The following is a 17,556-nucleotide window of genomic DNA, read 5'->3' as shown; positions in this document are numbered from 1 at the left end:
CTCCAGTCTAGACTGCGCACGTTCTTGTCGGGGTGCCTTGAAGCAAAGGCTGAGATCGCATAGGTGCGGATCCCGTTGAACCTGATCAGGTTAGCGCCTGCGTAGGGAACAAGATTGCTCGCCTTCCCGGGGAGCCTCTTGTGCCAGGTCCGGGAATGTCGCAGCTGCAAGCAGCTCAAGGCACTCCATGTATCCGGCACTGCATGCCCGCCAAGGGGTGCGTCCGCGTCTTTCAGGTTCTCCCCGACATTCCACCGCTAGGAAGCTGTCTGGAGCCTGTGATGAGCAAACAAGAAAAAACGATCAACCTCAGCGAGTCGGCGCAAGTCGATCAGCAGTCCGTGCAACCCTTCCCGCGTTCGCGCAAGGTCTATGTCGAGGGCTCGCGCCCGGACATACGCGTGCCGATGCGCGAAATCAGCCTGCACGACACCCCCACCGACTTTGGCGGCGAAGCCAACGCGCCGGTGATGGTCTATGACACTTCCGGCCCCTACACCGATCCTGACGTCATCATCGATGTGCGCAAAGGCCTGGCCGATGTGCGTTCGGCCTGGATCGACGCCCGTGGCGATACCGAGCGCCTAGGTGGGCTGAGCTCGAACTTCGGCCAGCAGCGGCTGAACGACGCCGAACTGGCCAAGCTGCGCTTCAACCATGTGCGCAACCCGCGCCGCGCCAAGGCTGGCGCCAACGTCTCGCAGATGCACTACGCCCGCCAAGGCATCATCACCGCCGAGATGGAATACGTCGCCATCCGCGAGAACATGAAGCTGCAGGAGGCCCGCGCTGCTGGCTTGCTCAAGCAGCAGCACGCCGGCCACAGCTTCGGCGCCAACATCCCCAAAGAGATCACCGCCGAATTCGTGCGCGAGGAAATCGCCCGCGGCCGCGCGATCATCCCGGCCAACATCAACCACACGGAACTGGAGCCGATGATCATCGGCCGCAACTTCCTGGTGAAGATCAACGGCAACATCGGCAACAGCGCCCTGGGTTCCTCGATCGAGGAGGAAGTGGCCAAGCTGACCTGGGGTATTCGCTGGGGCTCGGACACGGTCATGGACCTGTCGACCGGCAAGCACATCCATGAAACCCGCGAGTGGATCATCCGCAACTCGCCGGTACCCATTGGTACCGTACCGATCTACCAGGCCCTGGAGAAGGTCGGCGGGGTTGCCGAGGACCTGACCTGGGAGCTGTTCCGCGACACGCTGATCGAGCAGGCCGAGCAGGGCGTGGACTACTTCACCATCCATGCTGGCGTGCTGCTGCGCTACGTGCCACTGACCGCCAAGCGGGTCACCGGTATCGTCAGCCGCGGCGGTTCGATCATGGCCAAGTGGTGCCTGGCGCATCACCAGGAGAATTTCCTGTACACGCATTTCGATGAGATCTGCGAAATCATGAAGGCTTACGACGTGAGCTTCTCGCTCGGTGACGGGCTACGCCCAGGCTCGATTGCCGATGCCAACGACGCTGCGCAGTTCGGTGAGCTGGAAACCCTTGGCGAGCTGACCAAGATCGCCTGGAAGCACGACGTGCAGTGCATGATCGAAGGCCCTGGCCATGTGCCGATGCAGCTGATCAAGGAGAACATGGACAAGCAGCTGGAGTGCTGCGACGAAGCGCCGTTCTACACCCTCGGCCCTTTGACCACCGACATTGCGCCTGGTTACGACCACATCACCTCGGGCATCGGTGCGGCCATGATCGGCTGGTTCGGCTGCGCCATGCTGTGCTACGTCACCCCCAAGGAGCACCTGGGCCTGCCGAACAAGGATGACGTCAAGACCGGCATCATCACTTACAAGATCGCCGCGCATGCAGCCGACCTTGCCAAGGGCCATCCGGGCGCGCAGATCCGTGACAATGCCCTGTCCAAGGCGCGTTTCGAGTTCCGCTGGGAGGACCAGTTCAACCTGGGCCTGGACCCTGACACCGCACGGGCCTTCCACGATGAAACCCTGCCGAAGGAATCGGCCAAGGTCGCGCACTTCTGCTCGATGTGCGGGCCGAAGTTCTGCTCGATGAAAATCACCCAGGAAGTACGGGAATACGCCGCCAACCTGCGCATCGATGCGGTGGATGTATCGGTTGAGGAGGGGATGCGCGAGCAGGCCGAACGGTTCCGCCAGGAAGGCAGCCAGCTGTACCACAAGGTGTAAGCCGCAGCGCTGATCTGTTGCAGGAGCGGCCTTGCCGGTGCGCCGCTCCTGCAACGACCGTGTCGATTTGTTTTCTTTTGTCGAGTAACAACAATGACAACTCCCAGCCATTTTTCCCCCGACCACCCTGTCCCCACCAGCCAACGCCCGTTCGGTGGTCGCGACCTGTTCTCGCTCTGGTTTTCCCTCGGTATCGGCCTGATGGTCCTGCAGGTTGGCGCGATGCTCGCTCCAGGCCTGGGCCTGGCCGGCGCGGTGCTGGCCATCGCCCTGGGCACCGGCGTGGGCGTGCTGCTGCTTGGGGCGGCAGGCGTGATTGGCAGCGATACGGGCCTTTGCGCCATGGCCACCCTGCGCCTGAGCCTGGGCAGCCAAGGCGTGCGCCTGCCAGCGCTGCTCAACCTGCTGCAACTGGTCGGTTGGGGCGCGTTCGAGATCATTGTCATGCGTGACGCCGCCAGCCTGCTCGGCGCGCGCACCTTCGGTGAAGGCAGTCTATGGAACAGCCCGATGTTCTGGACCCTCTGCTTCGGTGGCCTGGCTACGCTGCTCGCGGTCAGCGGGCCGCTGGCATTCGTGCGCAAGGTGCTGCGCAAATGGGGGATCTGGCTGTTGTTGGGCGCTTGCCTGTGGCTGACCTGGAACCTGTTCGCCAAGGCTGACCTGGGCGAGCTGTGGCGGCGCAGCGCAGATGGGTCGATGTCGCTGGCTGTGGGCTTCGACATCGTCATCGCCATGCCGCTGTCCTGGTTGCCATTGATCGCCGACTACTCACGTTTTGCCCGCAGCGCCAAGCGAGTGTTCGGCGGGACCGTGCTGGGTTACTTCATTGGCAATACCTGGTTGATGAGCCTTGGCGTGGCCTACACCCTGGCCTTTGCGCCGAGCGGTGAGGCCAATGCGCTGCTGCTGGCCCTGGCCGGTGCCGGGCTGGGTATTCCGTTGCTGCTGATTTTGCTGGACGAGTCGGAGAAGGCCTTTGCCGATATCCACTCGGCTGCGGTATCGACCAGTCTGCTGGTACGCCTGAAGGTCGAGTACCTGGCGTTGGGCATCGGTGTGCTATGCACCCTGATTGCCCTGCTGGCGCCGCTTGCCCAGTACGAAAACTTCCTGCTGCTGATCGGCTCGGTGTTCGCGCCGCTGTTCGGTGTGGTGCTGACGGACCACTTCGTGATCCGCCGCCGCCGCCTTCCAGCACAAATTGATGGTTTGCACTGGCAGGCGCTGCTGGCCTGGGCGGTGGGTGTGGTGGCCTATCACAGCATCGCTGCGCAAGCGCCAGAGTTCGGCGCTACCCTGCCGGCATTGTTGCTGGCGGGTGGGCTGCATGCGCTACTGAGTCTCAGCCGCGGCCGGGGAACAGTTCGGGCTTGAGCACGCCGTTCAGGCGTGGGTAGGGGATTTTCAACTCCACGTGGCCCATGGAGTAGGGCGCGATGGTATAGACCTCATATTTGACCACCACTGCGCCGTACGTCAGGGCGATGTGCGGCGACTTCTTGAATGGCCAGGTTTTGACGAACTCGGCATCCTTGTCCATGCCCACGCTGATCAACCAGGCGCGGTGCGATTCTTCTACCGTTTTCCAGAAGGTATCTTCCTGGCCCGGGACCAGCATGTCTTGCAGGGCCAGCACCTTGTCCAGCTTGCGCGAATAGTTGATGAAGCCCCGGCCTGGCATGCCATGGGCGCCGCCGCTGTCGAGGTAGCTGGACAGCTCGATGATCACCAGCCCGTCATGCTGTTCACGTACCTTGGCTTGCAGGTAGCTGCTGTTGCGTTTGTCGGCGGTGGCCAGGTATTGCTGCTCATACGCCTGCAAAGTGCTTGGTGCGGTGCCATGCTGGTTGTCTTCGGTCAGTTGCAGCAGGCGTTTTTCGACGATGCCGTCGAGCTTGGGCAGGTCCGGGAAGTGAATGGTGTCAATGTTCACCAGTGGGCAGTCACTCTCGCTGCAACCTGGCTTTACGTGCTCCCAGGCCTCGCGCTTTACCTCCAGTGGGGCACGGTAATTCGGCGCGAACAGGCTCTGGCAGGCACCGAGGGCCAAGGCCAGCACAGCCACGGCAGTCAGTTTGACAAGTGTCATGATGATCCTTGCAATACAGGGAAAAGTCGGCCTTTGACCGCCTGCGCGGCCTTCAGTTCGCCACTAAGCTAACAGAGAGAAGAGCCGCTGTCCCGACTGCGCGAACGGTTACCGGAAAGGGGTGAAACAGGCAGGCGTGCAGAGTAGGATGGCGCGAAGCAGTATTTGAGGTAATGAGGATTTCCATGTCAGACGCGTTGAATTCAGTGCCCAAGGGCTTCGACATCATCGAACGGGCCAATTGCTTCCAGGGCTTCTACAAGCTCGACAAGCTTCGCCTGCGCCATGAGCTGTTTGCCGGGGGCATGGGCCGCGAGATCAGCCGCGAACTGTTCGTGCGCCATGATGCCGTTTGCGTGCTGCCTTACGATCCACTGCGTGATGAAGTGGTGTTGATCGAGCAGTTTCGCGTCGGCGCGCTGGATAAAGTCGACAATCCCTGGCTGATCGAGATGGTCGCCGGCCTGATCGACAAGGACGAACAGCCTGAAGAGGTCGCGCATCGTGAAGCCGAAGAAGAAGCCGGTCTGACCTTCAGCGCCCTGTGGCCGATGACCCGTTATTTCCCATCGCCCGGCGGCAGTGATGAATACGTGCACCTGTTCCTTGGCCGCTGCAGCAGCGAAGGCGCCGGGGGGCTGCACGGCCTGGAAGAAGAGGGCGAGGATATCCGCGTGCGGGTCTGGTCGTTCGAAGATGCCTTGCAGGCCGTGCGCGACGGGCGCATCTGCAATGCGGCGACGATCATTGGCCTGCAATGGCTGGCGCTCAACAGAGATGAAGTACGAGGTATGTGGAAGTGAACCTGCTGCGTGAGCGTTATCGGGTCGATCTGGCCGGGCTGCAGGCAGCCTGTGAGGCCAACTACGCCCGGCTCATGCGCCTGCTTCCCGACATGCGTACCACGCAGAGTTCGCGCCGCATCGGCATGACCCAGGGCGACCAGATGCTCGGCGTGCTGGTGCTCGATGTGGTGCTGGCCTGCCCCTACACCACCACCCTGCGGGTGCGCCAGGAGCACAGCCTGCCTTGGCTGCCGGTGCCCCACCTGGAGGTGCAGGTGTACCACGATGCGCGCATGGCCGAAGTGGTCAGCGCCGAGCATACCCGGCGCCTGCGCAGCATCTACCCGTATCCCAACCAGTCCATGCACCAGCCGGATGAAAAGGCCCAGCTCAATCTGTTTCTCGGGGAATGGCTGAGCCACTGCCTGGCCTGTGGTCACGAGCTGGCAAGTGTGCGCTGAAATGTGATGCCGGTCGGTTTCGACTATTTGCTCGCAACCAATCCCCCGCCATAATTCGTGCTGAATTCCCCGAGGAGACGGCCGGTGCCGCACCCAGACCCCTCTCAGGCACCCGTATGCGTGGTGCAATTGACTGACGCTCACCTGTTCGCTGACCCTGCGGGCACGCTGCTGGGGCTGCGCACGCGCGACAGCCTGCGCCATGTGATCGCCCAGGTGCGCCGCGAACAGCCGTGTATCGATTTGCTGCTGTGCACCGGTGATCTTTCGCAGGATGGCAGTGCTGCCTCGTATCAGGCGTTCCGTGATCTGACGGGTGACTTCGCCGTACCGGCGCGCTGGTTGCCGGGTAATCATGATGAAGCCAGGGTCATGGCCGAGGTGGCGCCGGAGCTGGTGCAGGCGGTAACCGATATCGGCGCCTGGCGTATCATCATGCTCAATTCGGCGGTGCAGGGTGCGACCCATGGGCTGCTTGAGCCGTCACAGCTGTCGCTGCTCGATGATGCGCTCTTGTCGGCAGGTGGGCGCCATTGCCTGATCTGCTGTCACCATCAACCTGTGGATATCGGCTGCGCCTGGATCGCACCGATCGGTTTGCGCAATGCTGACGAATTGTTGCGCCGGCTTGAGGGTTATCCACAGGTGAAGGCGCTGCTTTGGGGGCATATTCATCAGGAGTGGGATGAGCTGCGTGGCGGTTTGCGCCTGCTGGCCACGCCATCGACCTGCATACAGTTCGCCGCTCGTAGCGAAGACTTCAAGGTGAGCGAGGAGCAGCCGGGTTACCGGTGGTTGCGCCTGCATGCCGACGGGCGGCTGGAGACCGGGGTGCAGCGGGCCACGGACTTTGAGGTGAAGCTCGATTTTGATAGCCCGGGCTATTGAAACCAGGGGCCGCCGTGCAGCCCAAAAATTGTTGCGAAAAACCCGCCGCAGCGCCAAAACACGGCGAACACGCTACACTGCGCATCCCTGCGCCTCCACCATCGGGCGCGAAGCCAAAGATTCCGGGGGCAGCATGTCGGGTTCCATCCTCTATATCCATGGCTTGAACAGCTCACCGCTCTCCACCAAGGCGCGTCAGCTCCAGGCTGTGATGCAGCAGCTAGGCCTGTCAGGCCAGTTGCGCGTACCCGCCTTGCACCATCACCCGCGCCAGGCCATTGCACAGCTCGAAGCCGCCATCGCCGAACTGGGGGCGCCCCTGCTGGTCGGCAGTTCGCTCGGCGGCTACTATGCCACCCATCTGGCCGAGCGCCATGGCCTCAACGCCCTGCTGATCAACCCGGCGGTCACCCCGCACAAACTGTTCGACGGCTACCTGGGCACCCAGCGCAACCACTACAGCGGCGAAACCTGGGAACTGACCCACGATCATGTCCAGGCCCTCGCTGAACTGGAAGTGCCGGCCCCAGCGGACGCCAGCCGCTATCAAGTGTGGTTGCAGACCGCCGATGAAACCCTGGACTATCGTCACGCCGAGCGTTATTACCGGGCGTGCGCGTTGCGTATCCAGGCCGGTGGCGACCATGGCTACCAGGGTTTTGCCGAACAGATACCAGCCCTGCTTGCCTTCGCCGGAGTTGCCCGGGGGCAGTATGCGGCGCTCGATTTTTCTGTATTTTGATTTTTTCGCATTCACCAGACTGACGACGAGAACCCATGGCCAATCCCAGCGCTAGCGCCTATAACGCAGACGCCATCGAAGTCCTCTCGGGCCTTGACCCGGTCCGTAAACGGCCGGGCATGTACACCGATACCAGCCGGCCGAACCACCTGGCCCAGGAAATCATCGACAACAGTGTCGACGAAGCCCTGGCTGGCCACGCCCGTTCGGTGCAGGTCATCCTGCATGCCGACCACTCGCTGGAGGTCAGCGATGATGGCCGCGGCATGCCGGTGGATATCCATCCGGAAGAGGGTGTATCGGGGGTCGAGCTGATCCTCACCAAGCTGCACGCCGGCGGCAAGTTCTCCAACAAGAACTACCAGTTCTCCGGGGGCCTGCACGGCGTCGGCATCTCGGTGGTCAATGCCCTTTCGACCCAGGTGCGCGTGCGCGTCAAGCGGGACGGCAATGAATACCAGATGACCTTCGCCGATGGCTTCAAGGCCAGCGAGCTGGAAGTGGTCGGTACGGTCGGCAAGCGCAACACCGGTACCAGTGTGTACTTCAGCCCCGACCCGAAGTATTTCGATTCACCCAAGTTTTCCATCAGCCGCCTCAAGCACGTGCTCAAGGCCAAGGCCGTATTGTGCCCGGGCCTGTTGGTCAGCTTCGAGGACAAGGCCAGCGGCGAGAAGGTCGAATGGCACTACGAGGATGGCCTGCGTTCCTACCTGGTCGACTCGGTCAGCGAGTTCCAGCGCCTGCCGGACGAGCCCTTCTGCGGCAGCCTGGCCGGTAACAAGGAAGCCGTGGACTGGGCCTTGCTGTGGCTGCCAGAAGGTGGTGACAGTGTTCAGGAAAGCTACGTCAACCTGATCCCCACCGCCCAGGGCGGTACCCACGTCAATGGCCTGCGTCAGGGGCTGCTCGATGCCATGCGCGAGTTCTGCGAGTTCCGCAACCTGCTGCCGCGTGGGGTCAAGCTGGCGCCCGAAGACGTCTGGGAACGCATCACTTTCGTGCTCTCGATGAAAATGCAGGAGCCACAGTTCTCTGGGCAGACCAAAGAGCGCCTGTCGTCCCGCGAGGCTGCGGCATTCGTTTCGGGCGTGGTCAAGGATGCCTTCAGCCTGTGGCTCAATGCACACCCCGAGCTGGGCATGCAACTGGCGGAACTGGCCATCAGCAACGCCGGCCGCCGCCTCAAGGCCAGCAAGAAAGTCGAGCGCAAGCGCGTCACTCAGGGCCCTGCGCTGCCGGGCAAGCTGGCCGACTGCGCAGGCCAGGACCCAATGCGGGCCGAGCTGTTCCTGGTCGAGGGTGATTCGGCCGGTGGCTCTGCCAAGCAGGCTCGTGACAAGGAATTCCAGGCGATCCTGCCGCTGCGCGGCAAAATCCTTAATACCTGGGAAGTGGACGGTGGCGAGGTACTGGCCAGCCAGGAAGTGCACAACATCGCCGTGGCCATCGGTGTCGACCCGGGCGCTGCCGACCTGTCGCAATTGCGCTACGGCAAGATCTGCATCCTCGCCGACGCCGACTCCGACGGCCTGCACATCGCGACCCTGCTGTGCGCGCTGTTCGTCCAGCACTTCCGTCCGTTGGTCGAAGCAGGCCACGTCTATGTCGCCATGCCGCCGCTGTACCGTATCGACCTTGGCAAGGAAATCTACTACGCCCTCGACGAGGCTGAACGCGACGGCATTCTCGACCGCCTGGTGGCCGAGAAAAAGCGTGGCAAGCCACAGGTCACCCGCTTCAAGGGGCTGGGCGAGATGAACCCGCCGCAATTGCGCGAAACCACCATGGACCCGAACACCCGGCGCCTGGTCCAGCTGACACTGGATGACCTGCAGGGTACTACCGAAATCATGGATATGCTGCTGGCCAAGAAACGCGCGGGCGATCGCAAGAACTGGCTGGAGACCAAAGGCAATCTGGCCGAGGTTCTGGTTTGATTCGTCTGTTTGTCGCGGTTTTATTGACGCTGGTTACTCTGCCGAGCCTGGCAGCCGACTGGCCGGAGCTGAAGCTGGCATCCGAGCATCCGATTGACGGCATGCGCGGCGGCAATCTGTCCGGGCTGGCTTTTTGCCGGGGTGCGCTGTGGGGTGTTTCAGACCGTGATGATGACCGTATCTACCGCTTCGACCAGCACAATGAGGTGTGGCGCGCCCAGCCTTTGACCTTTTCCCCGCCCCCGGTGCCGGAGAGCGGGCTGCCTTGGGGGCTGAAGTCGCGCAACTGGGCGGTGTCGTACATTCGTGGTGGCCAGTTTGATTACGAAGGTATCACTTGCGATCAGGCCGGTAATATCTACCTGGTCAGCGAAGCGCATGTGGCCGTGCTGCAACTGCCGGTCGTAGGCGCGCCTGCCTGGCTCAGGGTTGACCCGGCGATGATGCGCCAGGCCAGGGCCACTGGCATGCTGCTGAACTTCAATGCCCTGTTCGAAGGCCTGGCGATCAACCCTGCCGGTGACCGCCTGTGGCTTGCGGCCGAGCGTGAGCGCCGCGGCTTGGTAAAGATAGAGCGCCAGCAGTCGGTATGGACGTGCGGACGCACTTGCGTACTGCTCAGTGAAGCCGGGGTCGAGATGCAACCGCCTCAAATGCCCAATGCCCGTGCGCTTTCGCGTGATTTCGCCGACCTGGCCTGGTTCGAGGGCAAGCTGTTCACCCTCGAACGTAATGCATACCGTGTGTGCCGACGCCATGCCGACAGCGGTGAGGTCGAGCGCTGCTGGTCGTTCGCAGCCGATGCTCTGGTACCCGAGCGACGCTATGATCAGCCGTTCGGCCTGGCCGAAGCGCTGGTCATCGATACCAAGGGCGCATGGATCGGTCTTGACAACAACAACGCTGACCGCGCCGATGGTGAAAGCCGGCCGGTCGTCTGGCGCTTCGCCGCGCCGCAGGGCGGTTGGAGTGCCACACCATGAGCCAGCCACCGGGCAAGCGTGCGGGCAGGGTACTGATGATCGTCGCCTGGGCGGCGGCGATGTTCCTGGCTACGCGCTTTTTCGGTGAGTGGGAGGCGCGCGAGCGCAACCCCAATACCCAGGTGCAGTCCGAGCACGGCGAAGGCTTCATCGAAGTGCGCCTGCTGGGTAATGGCCAGGGCCATTTCGTGGCAGATGGCGCGATCAACGGCAAGGCTGTGCATTTCATGCTCGATACCGGGGCCACCGACGTGGCGATCCCCGAGGCGCTGGCCCGTGACCTGAGCCTGCAACGTGGCAGCCCGGTCATCCTCAGCACCGCCAACGGTCGCACCGAAGGGTACCGCACGCGTCTGGACAGCCTGCAACTGGGGGACATCCGCCTGCAGGGCGTGCGCGCCCTGGTGGTGCCGGGGCTGGATGGGCAGACGGTGCTGCTCGGCATGAGCGCTCTGAAACAACTTGAATTTACCCAGCGCGGCGGCACCATGCTGCTGCGCCAGAACCTGAAATGACGAGGCCCGCATGAGCGACTCACTGGAACTCAGCCTCGACGGCGTCGAACGCCGTTCGCTGGCTGACTTCACCGAACAGGCCTACCTCAACTATTCCATGTACGTGATCATGGATCGGGCCTTGCCGCACATCGGCGACGGCCTCAAGCCTGTGCAACGACGCATCGTCTATGCCATGAGCGAGTTGGGGCTCGATGCCGATGCCAAGCACAAGAAGTCGGCGCGTACCGTCGGCGACGTGCTCGGTAAATTCCACCCCCACGGCGATTCGGCCTGCTACGAAGCCATGGTGCTGATGGCGCAGCCGTTCAGCTACCGCTACACGCTGGTCGATGGCCAGGGTAACTGGGGTGCGCCGGACGATCCGAAGTCGTTCGCGGCGATGCGTTACACCGAAGCGCGCCTGTCGCGCTACTCCGAGGTGCTGCTCGGTGAGCTGGGCCAGGGTACCGTGGACTGGGTGCCCAACTTCGACGGTACCCTGCAGGAGCCTGCAGTATTGCCGGCACGGCTGCCGAACATCCTGCTAAACGGCACCACCGGTATTGCCGTCGGCATGGCCACCGACGTGCCGCCACATAACCTGCGCGAAGTGGCCAGTGCCTGTGTACGCCTGCTCGACGAGCCCAAGGCCACCCTTGAGCAACTGTGTGAACACATCCAGGGGCCGGACTACCCGACCGAAGCCGAAATCATCACGCCGCGTGCCGAGATCCTCAAGATCTACGAAAGCGGCCGCGGTTCGATCCGTATGCGCGCCGTATACCGGGTCGAGGACGGCGACATTGTCGTCACTGCGTTGCCGCACCAGGTCTCCGGGGCCAAGGTGCTGGAGCAGATCGCCGCGCAGATGCAGGCGAAGAAGCTGCCGATGGTCGCTGACCTGCGTGACGAGTCGGACCATGAAAACCCCTGCCGTATCGTGATCATCCCACGCTCCAATCGGGTGGATGCCGATGAACTGATGCAGCACCTGTTCGCCACTACCGAGCTGGAAAGCAGCTATCGGGTCAACGTCAACATCATCGGCCTGGATGGCCGGCCGCAGCTCAAGAACCTGCGTGCCTTGCTCCTGGAGTGGCTGCAGTACCGTATCGGTACCGTTCGTCGCCGCCTGCAGCATCGCCTGGAGAAGGTCGAGAGGCGCCTGCACCTGTTGGAAGGCTTGCTCACTGCATTCCTCAACCTCGATGAAGTCATCCACATCATCCGTACCGAGGAGCATCCCAAGCAGGCATTGATCGCTCGTTTCGACCTCACCGAAATCCAGGCCGACTACATCCTCGAGACGCGCCTGCGCCAGCTGGCCCGTCTGGAGGAGATGAAAATCCGCGGTGAGCAGGACGAACTGCTCAAGGAGCAGGCCAAGCTGCTGGCCCTGCTCGGCAGCGATGCCAAGCTACGCAAGCTGGTGCGCAGCGAACTGATCAAGGATGCGGAAACTTACGGCGACGACCGCCGGTCGCCGATCGTCGCGCGCGCCGAAGCCAAGGCGCTGTCGGAAAACGAGCTGATGCCGACGGAGCCAGTCACGGTCGTGCTGTCGGAAAAAGGCTGGGTGCGTTGCGCCAAAGGCCACGATATCGATGCAACCGGCCTGTCGTACAAGGCCGGGGATGGCTTCAAGGCTGCAGCGGCGGGGCGTTCCAACCAGTTTGCCGTGCTCATCGACTCCACCGGGCGCAGCTACTCTGTGGCGGCGCATACCTTGCCATCGGCGCGTGGCCAGGGCGAGCCGCTGACCGGTCGCCTGACGCCGCCGCCGGGGGCTACCTTCGAGTGCGTGCTGTTGCCGGACGATGATGCGCTGTACGTGGTGGCATCGGATGCCGGTTACGGCTTTGTGGTCAAAGGTGAGGACCTGCAGGCCAAGAACAAGGCCGGCAAGGGGCTGCTCAGCCTGCCTAACGGTGCCAAGGTCATCGGCCCGCGCCCGGTGGCCAACCGTGAGCAGGACTGGCTGGCGGCAGTGACCACCGAAGGCCGCTTGTTGGTGTTCAAGGTCGCTGACCTGCCACAACTGGGCAAAGGCAAGGGCAACAAGATCATCGGTGTGCCCGGTGATCGGGTCGCCAGCCGTGAAGAATATGTTACAGATCTGGCGGTGATCCCCGAGGGCGCGACCCTTGTATTGCAAGCTGGCAAGCGTACCCTGTCTTTGAAGCCGGACGACCTTGAGCATTACAAGGGCGAGCGTGGACGGCGGGGTAGCAAGCTGCCGCGCGGGTTCCAGCGCGTTGACGGTTTGCAGGTGGAAGTTCCGGCGTAACCGGTAGAAATGTCTGGGGCGGCAATTTCAGCGCCGTTCCAGGCAGAAATGCTGGAGTCGGACCGACATTTCGCGGATGATAGTGCCCTTGTGGTGCCGGCGTGGCCGTGTGCCCGATTGAATCTATATCAGTATCAATGCGGTTAGCCTGGTGGCGACCGCCTGGATGGGATGAATGAAATTTCTGCGCCTTCCATTTGCGCTATTGATGACGGGCCTGCTGGGGCTGAGCGGATGCAGCATGCATCAGCCGGTTGCCCTCTATCAGCTCGACAGCGGTGATCCTGGCCAGCCCTCGCAGAGTGCGGGCATGGCCGTGGTGCTCGGCCCGGTATCGGTTGCCGATTACCTGCAGCGTGAAACCTTTTTGCAGCGCCAGGCTGATGGCAGCCTGAGTTCGGCGACGGACGGTCGTTGGGCCGGTAGCCTGTCGGCAGACATCGATCAACTGTTGGTGCGTCAGCTGGCCTGGCGCCTGGACAGCCAACGGGTGGTTCTGGCGCCGGCCAGCAGTGGCTTCTCGCCTGACGTACAGGTATTGCTGTCGATCACCCGCCTGGACTCGGGCAAGAACCAGCCGGCCATCCTCGACGCGCAATGGCGTTTGCTGGACCGTCGCGGCAATGTGCGCGACAACCGTATCGTTCACCTCGAGCAGCCGCACGAAGGCAGCGAGTCGTCGCAGGTGCAGGCTCAGGGGCAGTTGTTGCAGAAGCTGGCAGAGCAGTTGAGCGCTGCAGTCAAACCCTTGGCCAACCAGCCAGCGATTGCCGAAGAGTCGCGCAAGAAGCCTGCAGCACCGGTTCAGGTCAAGAAAACACCGGAGAAGTCGAAGATCCCCATGGCTTCCCCTATCCGGACCGATATGGAAGTTTATCGGTTCTGATGTTTGCCCCCAGATACAAAAAAGCCCGCACATGTGCGGGCTTTTTTGTGGGTGTCAGAGCAGGGGGCTCGATATCAGGCCCTGCGCTCGTGCATCCGCGCCAACTGTCGCTCCAGCATCGAGGGGTAAGGCTCCATCAAGCGCTCGACACAGCAGGCGCCTTCAGGGCTGGCAATCGGCCGAATCCGCGCACGCTGGCGAATCAGCGAGTCATCACTGATCTGCCGCTCCACCAGCAGTAGGTTGCGGCTGTGCTGGGAAAGAGCCAGGGCGTCCTGGGCTTTTTCGGTCATCAGCAGGTCTACCTGTTCCAGCCCATGCAGGTCATCGCCCAAGGCCAGGCCCAGTTGCAGTTGCAAGGTGATGCCGCTGTCGGCTACCTCGATCTGCAGGGCGTGGCCGAGGGCGCGCAGCAGCTCGCCGCAGCAGATTGCGTTGGTCAGGTAATCCTCGCCGCAGTCGCGGCTGTGGAACAGCACCAGAGTGCTGCCGTCGTTGAGCGTGTGGGTCTCGCCATCGTACAGCGACGCGGCCTGCTCCAGGCAGTCGCGGTAGCGTTCCAGCAGCTCGGTCAGGCGGGTGCGTGGCAGCCGGCGCAGTTGCTCCTGCGAGCCTAGCTGAACGGCCAGCACCGCAGTGCTCTGCGGCTCGTCGGAGTCGACTACGGCGGCCTTCGGCGCGCTTTCTTCGTGGTCCAGCAGGCCGGCAAAGGCTTCATCGTCGTCTTCGTCGTCTACCTGGGCGGCAACCTTGGCCCGTGGCGCGGCTTTGACCGGCGCAGGGGTATCGTGCAGGTCGTCGAAGTCGTCTTCGTCTTCGTACTCATCCGGCTCAGGCTCCGGAGGTGGCGGCGGGGCCAGGCGGGCATGCAGCTGGCGGGCAATATCGCCGATCTCATCCTGACGATCGATTGCCGGGGTGTAGGGGTGCGGGTCGCGCAACCATACGCGCAGTTGCAGCAGCGGCAGGGTGATGTGGCGGCCTTGGCGCAGGCTCAGGCTCAGCGCCAGGGCCAGCAGGATCGCGGCCAGGATGCCCATGCTCTGCAGGCTGATCAGCATCGGCTGCTGGAACTGGCTCATGTCCAGGCTGATGCGCAGTTGCCCGGCGGTCACGTCCTGGAAGGTGATCTTGGTCTGGTACAGGCCTTCGGCCTCACCCAGCAGGCTGTTGCGTGGGCGCTGCCCGGCCTCGGCCAGGATGCGGCTATCCACGCTATATATAGCCGCATGGGCCACCAGCGGGTTCTTCACCAGGTTGCCCAACAGCACGTTGAGGCTGAGGATGTCGTTGGACACCAGCAGCTCGGTCGCCGATGTGGCTGTCTGGGTGGTCAGGCTCTGGCCAAGGGCGTCAGCCTGCTCGTGCATGGCCTGCTTGAACTGCAGACCCATCACGCAGGCATAGATCACCAGCGCCAGCGCCACCAAGAAAATGTTGGTGCTGGCGATGCGCAGTGCCAGGGGAACGCGACGTTGGCGCAGGGCACGGAAGATCATGAGGAAGAAGTTGTCTGGTTTGACGGGCGTGGGCCGGTTCACAGAGCGCGGCTCTTAATGGCATGAAAGTGCGCGCAGTATAGCGACCCGAGTTTTGTCGGCAAAGTATCGTTGGCGCCCGATGGTCACGGAAAATCGGTAGAATGCGCATTTTTCATCGAAGTCGGAGCCAGGTTGTGCGCGAAATCGTTCTGATCAACATCACCGGTGAGGACCGCCCGGGTCTCACTGCCGCCATCACCGGCGTCCTGCTCCAGGGCGGTGTGAACATTCTCGACATCGGCCTGGCTGTCATGCACGGCACCCTGTCGTTCGGCATTCTGGTCGATATACCGGACAACGAAGTGGCCACCAGCCTGTTGCAAAGCGTGCAGTCCAAGGCCCATGAGCTGAATCTGCAGGCCCGCTACACGCCGATTTCCGAGTCCGATTACCAGCACTGGGCCGATGGTCAGGGCGAGGCTCGCTATATCGCTACCGTCCTCAGCCGCAAGATCACCCCGGAGCAACTGCAGAGTGTCAGCGCGGTCATCAGCCAATATGGCCTGACCATCGAGCGGATCGAGCGCCTGTCTGCACGTGTTGCGCTGGGCGCGCAGCGCGAGAAAGGCAAGGCTGCCCTGGAAATTTCCGTCCGCGGTGAGCCAAGCGATGCCCAGGCGCTGCGCGCCGACTTCTTTGCATTGTCCGAAGCGCTGAACATCGACATCGCCTTCCAGAAGGACGACCTGTTCCGTCGCAACCGCCGCCTGGCCGTGTTTGACATGGATTCGACCCTGATCGAGGCCGAAGTCATCGACGAACTGGCCAAGGCTGCAGGTGTCGGCGAGCAGGTGGCGGCGATCACCGAACGTGCAATGCGCGGCGAACTGGACTTTCGCGCCAGCTTCAAGGAGCGCATGGCGCTGCTCAAAGGCCTGGATGTTGGTGTGCTGGACCAGATCGGTGCTTCGCTGCGCCTCACCGAAGGTGCCGAGAACCTGTTCGCCGAGCTCAAGCGCATGGGCTACAAGACTGCAATCCTTTCGGGTGGCTTCACCTACTTTGCCAAGCAGGTGCAGGCACGCTTGGGCATCGATTATGTGTTCGCCAACGAGCTGGAAGTGGTCGATGGCAAGGTGACCGGCGTGGCCGTCGAGCCCATCGTCGATGCCCAGCGCAAGGCAGAACTGCTGCAGCATTTGGCGAGCGAAGAGGGCCTGCAACTGGAGCAGACCATTGCTGTAGGTGACGGTGCCAACGACCTGCCGATGCTGTCGCTGGCCGGCCTGGGCGTCGCCTTCCGCGCCAAGCCACTGGTACGTCAATCGGCCAAGCAGGCCATCTCGACTCTGGGGCTGGACGGCGTGCTGTATCTGCTGGGGCTGCGCGACCGCGACGCGCGGGGTTGACACAAGCCTCGCTGACAAAAAGGCCCTGCATGACTTCAGTCATGCCGGGCCTTTTCATTTTTTGCCAGAATCAAGCCTGCGCGGGAACCGCCAACAGCTCACCCATGCGCGTTGCCGAACCGGCACCCAGGGTTTCAGCCCACTTCACCTGCTCCGGCCCAAACAGCACGATAGCCGTGGAGCCCAGCTTGAAGCGGCCCAGTTCCGCACCCTTCTCCAGATGGATCGGCGCACGGCTGCCTTCGTCATAGCGGAAGGTTTTAAGTTCGCGCTTGGGCGGAGTGACCAGGCCGGCCCACACGGTCTCGATCGAGGCAACGATCATCGCCCCCACCAGCACGACGGCCATCGGCCCGCGCTCGGTGTCGAACAGGCACACCACACGCTCGTTGCGGGCAAACAGCTCGGGGACGTTTTCTGCGGTGGTCTGGTTAACCGAGAACAGGCGACCTGGCACATAGACCATTTCGCGCAGGGTACCGGCCAGCGGCATGTGCACGCGGTGGTAGTCCTTCGGTGACAGGTAGATGGTAGCGAATTCACCACCCATGAACGGGGCGGCCAGCGCCGGGTCGCCGCCGAGCAGCTCCAGAGCGCTGAAGCTGTGGCCCTTGGCCTGGAAGATGCGACCGTGCTCGATCGGGCCCAGCTGGCTCACAGCGCCATCGGCCGGGCACAGGATTGCCCCCGGGGTTTCATCCAGCGGGCGTGCACCCGGCTTGAGGGCACGGGTGAAGAAGGCATTGAAGTGCTCGTAGGCGGTGAGGTCTTCGACCAGTGCCTCGTTCATGTTCACCTGGTAGCGCTTGGCGAACCAGGCGGTGAAGGCATTCTTGAACCAGCGTGAGCGGCACTCGGCGACGCAGCCGGCGAGCCGCGACAGAAGATGGTGCGGCAGCAGGTACTGGCTGATGATGAACAGACGGGATTTCATGCA

15 protein-coding genes and 1 riboswitch are annotated in these 17,556 nt (G+C 62.7%); of the genes, 12 read left to right on the top strand and 3 right to left on the bottom strand.

Going from position 1 to position 17,556, the window contains the following annotated elements:
* Positions 1–18 precede the first annotated feature (18 nt).
* A riboswitch (TPP riboswitch) is annotated at positions 19–125 on the top strand.
* A 156-nt stretch (positions 126–281) separates the two neighbouring features.
* Together thiC and cytX are read left to right on the top strand one after the other, a co-directional pair.
* Positions 282–2,168, top strand: coding sequence for a phosphomethylpyrimidine synthase ThiC (thiC, locus tag ACEWE8_RS21875; RefSeq protein ID WP_046788121.1), 1,887 nt, complete (start codon positions 282–284; stop codon positions 2,166–2,168).
* Between the two features lie 93 nt (positions 2,169–2,261).
* Positions 2,262–3,545 (top strand): putative hydroxymethylpyrimidine transporter CytX, encoded by a 1,284-nt coding sequence (gene cytX / locus ACEWE8_RS21870; protein ID WP_046788120.1) that lies wholly within the window; start codon positions 2,262–2,264, stop codon positions 3,543–3,545.
* Here cytX and ACEWE8_RS21865 read toward each other — a convergent pair.
* Positions 3,514–4,260 carry an RsiV family protein gene (locus ACEWE8_RS21865; RefSeq protein ID WP_046788119.1) on the bottom strand — a complete coding sequence of 249 codons (747 nt, stop codon included), beginning with the start codon at positions 4,258–4,260 and terminating at the stop codon, positions 3,514–3,516. The two genes, cytX and ACEWE8_RS21865, sit on opposite strands and share 32 nt — an antisense overlap.
* Before the next feature lie 185 nt (positions 4,261–4,445).
* Here ACEWE8_RS21865 and ACEWE8_RS21860 point away from each other — a divergent pair, with 185 nt between their 5' ends.
* The 9 genes from ACEWE8_RS21860 (at position 4,446) to ACEWE8_RS21820 (ending at position 13,729) form a co-directional block, all read left to right on the top strand.
* Positions 4,446–5,063: an NUDIX domain-containing protein gene (locus ACEWE8_RS21860; protein ID WP_012316503.1), complete on the top strand. Its 618-nt coding sequence runs from the start codon at positions 4,446–4,448 to the stop codon at positions 5,061–5,063.
* Positions 5,054–5,506, top strand: coding sequence for a DUF1249 domain-containing protein (locus ACEWE8_RS21855; RefSeq protein ID WP_042111790.1), 453 nt, complete (start codon positions 5,054–5,056; stop codon positions 5,504–5,506). The genes ACEWE8_RS21860 and ACEWE8_RS21855 overlap by 10 nt, the downstream gene beginning before the upstream one ends.
* 84 nt (positions 5,507–5,590) lie before the next feature.
* The gene (gene cpdA, locus ACEWE8_RS21850; protein WP_046788118.1) at positions 5,591–6,394 is read left to right on the top strand and encodes a 3',5'-cyclic-AMP phosphodiesterase; all 804 of its coding nucleotides are present in this window, start codon (positions 5,591–5,593) and stop codon (positions 6,392–6,394) included.
* Between the two features lie 133 nt (positions 6,395–6,527).
* Positions 6,528–7,136, top strand: coding sequence for a YqiA/YcfP family alpha/beta fold hydrolase (locus tag ACEWE8_RS21845; protein WP_046788117.1), 609 nt, complete (start codon positions 6,528–6,530; stop codon positions 7,134–7,136).
* A 35-nt stretch (positions 7,137–7,171) separates the two neighbouring features.
* On the top strand, positions 7,172–9,076 hold the full coding sequence (parE, locus tag ACEWE8_RS21840; RefSeq protein WP_046788116.1) for a DNA topoisomerase IV subunit B: 1,905 nt from the start codon (positions 7,172–7,174) through the stop codon (positions 9,074–9,076).
* The gene (locus tag ACEWE8_RS21835; protein WP_046788115.1) at positions 9,073–10,059 is read left to right on the top strand and encodes an esterase-like activity of phytase family protein; all 987 of its coding nucleotides are present in this window, start codon (positions 9,073–9,075) and stop codon (positions 10,057–10,059) included. Before parE ends, ACEWE8_RS21835 begins: the two co-directional genes overlap by 4 nt.
* On the top strand, positions 10,056–10,574 hold the full coding sequence (locus ACEWE8_RS21830; protein WP_046788114.1) for a TIGR02281 family clan AA aspartic protease: 519 nt from the start codon (positions 10,056–10,058) through the stop codon (positions 10,572–10,574). The genes ACEWE8_RS21835 and ACEWE8_RS21830 overlap by 4 nt, the downstream gene beginning before the upstream one ends.
* 10 nt (positions 10,575–10,584) lie before the next feature.
* Complete coding sequence (parC, locus tag ACEWE8_RS21825) at positions 10,585–12,843, top strand: DNA topoisomerase IV subunit A (protein WP_046788113.1); 2,259 nt, start codon at positions 10,585–10,587, stop codon at positions 12,841–12,843.
* A 175-nt stretch (positions 12,844–13,018) separates the two neighbouring features.
* A complete protein-coding gene (locus ACEWE8_RS21820) occupies positions 13,019–13,729 on the top strand; it encodes a membrane integrity-associated transporter subunit PqiC (RefSeq protein ID WP_046788112.1) in 711 nt (236 codons plus the stop codon).
* A gap of 74 nt (positions 13,730–13,803) precedes the next feature.
* On the opposite strand, the gene ACEWE8_RS21815 is transcribed toward ACEWE8_RS21820, so the two are convergent.
* Positions 13,804–15,270 carry an AhpA/YtjB family protein gene (locus ACEWE8_RS21815; protein WP_367903869.1) on the bottom strand — a complete coding sequence of 489 codons (1,467 nt, stop codon included), beginning with the start codon at positions 15,268–15,270 and terminating at the stop codon, positions 13,804–13,806.
* 134 nt (positions 15,271–15,404) lie between these two features.
* Between ACEWE8_RS21815 and serB the strand changes: the two genes are divergently transcribed.
* Positions 15,405–16,619 (top strand): phosphoserine phosphatase SerB, encoded by a 1,215-nt coding sequence (serB, locus tag ACEWE8_RS21810; protein ID WP_046788110.1) that lies wholly within the window; start codon positions 15,405–15,407, stop codon positions 16,617–16,619.
* A 70-nt stretch (positions 16,620–16,689) separates the two neighbouring features.
* Here the strand turns inward: serB and asd are convergent, their stop codons facing one another.
* A complete protein-coding gene (gene asd, locus ACEWE8_RS21805) occupies positions 16,690–17,553 on the bottom strand; it encodes an archaetidylserine decarboxylase (protein ID WP_046788109.1) in 864 nt (287 codons plus the stop codon).
* Positions 17,554–17,556: the final 3 nt, after the last annotated feature.

Source organism: Pseudomonas sp. TR47, assembly GCF_044143025.1.
Classification (GTDB): domain Bacteria; phylum Pseudomonadota; class Gammaproteobacteria; order Pseudomonadales; family Pseudomonadaceae; genus Aquipseudomonas; species Aquipseudomonas putida_E.
This window is presented reverse-complemented; position numbering and strand designations above follow the sequence as displayed.

Excerpts from the sequence above, each read along its gene's own strand:
- thiC (WP_046788121.1), top strand. The coding sequence starts at position 282 with ATGAGCAAACAAGAAAAAACGATCAACCTCAGCGAGTCGGCGCAAGTC.
- cytX (WP_046788120.1), top strand. The coding sequence starts at position 2,262 with ATGACAACTCCCAGCCATTTTTCCCCCGACCACCCTGTCCCCACCAGC.
- ACEWE8_RS21865 (WP_046788119.1), bottom strand. The coding sequence starts at position 4,260 with ATGACACTTGTCAAACTGACTGCCGTGGCTGTGCTGGCCTTGGCCCTC.
- ACEWE8_RS21860 (WP_012316503.1), top strand. The coding sequence starts at position 4,446 with ATGTCAGACGCGTTGAATTCAGTGCCCAAGGGCTTCGACATCATCGAA.
- ACEWE8_RS21845 (WP_046788117.1), top strand. The coding sequence starts at position 6,528 with ATGTCGGGTTCCATCCTCTATATCCATGGCTTGAACAGCTCACCGCTC.
- parE (WP_046788116.1), top strand. The coding sequence starts at position 7,172 with ATGGCCAATCCCAGCGCTAGCGCCTATAACGCAGACGCCATCGAAGTC.
- ACEWE8_RS21830 (WP_046788114.1), top strand. The coding sequence starts at position 10,056 with ATGAGCCAGCCACCGGGCAAGCGTGCGGGCAGGGTACTGATGATCGTC.
- parC (WP_046788113.1), top strand. The coding sequence starts at position 10,585 with ATGAGCGACTCACTGGAACTCAGCCTCGACGGCGTCGAACGCCGTTCG.
- ACEWE8_RS21820 (WP_046788112.1), top strand. The coding sequence starts at position 13,019 with ATGAAATTTCTGCGCCTTCCATTTGCGCTATTGATGACGGGCCTGCTG.
- asd (WP_046788109.1), bottom strand. The coding sequence starts at position 17,553 with ATGAAATCCCGTCTGTTCATCATCAGCCAGTACCTGCTGCCGCACCAT.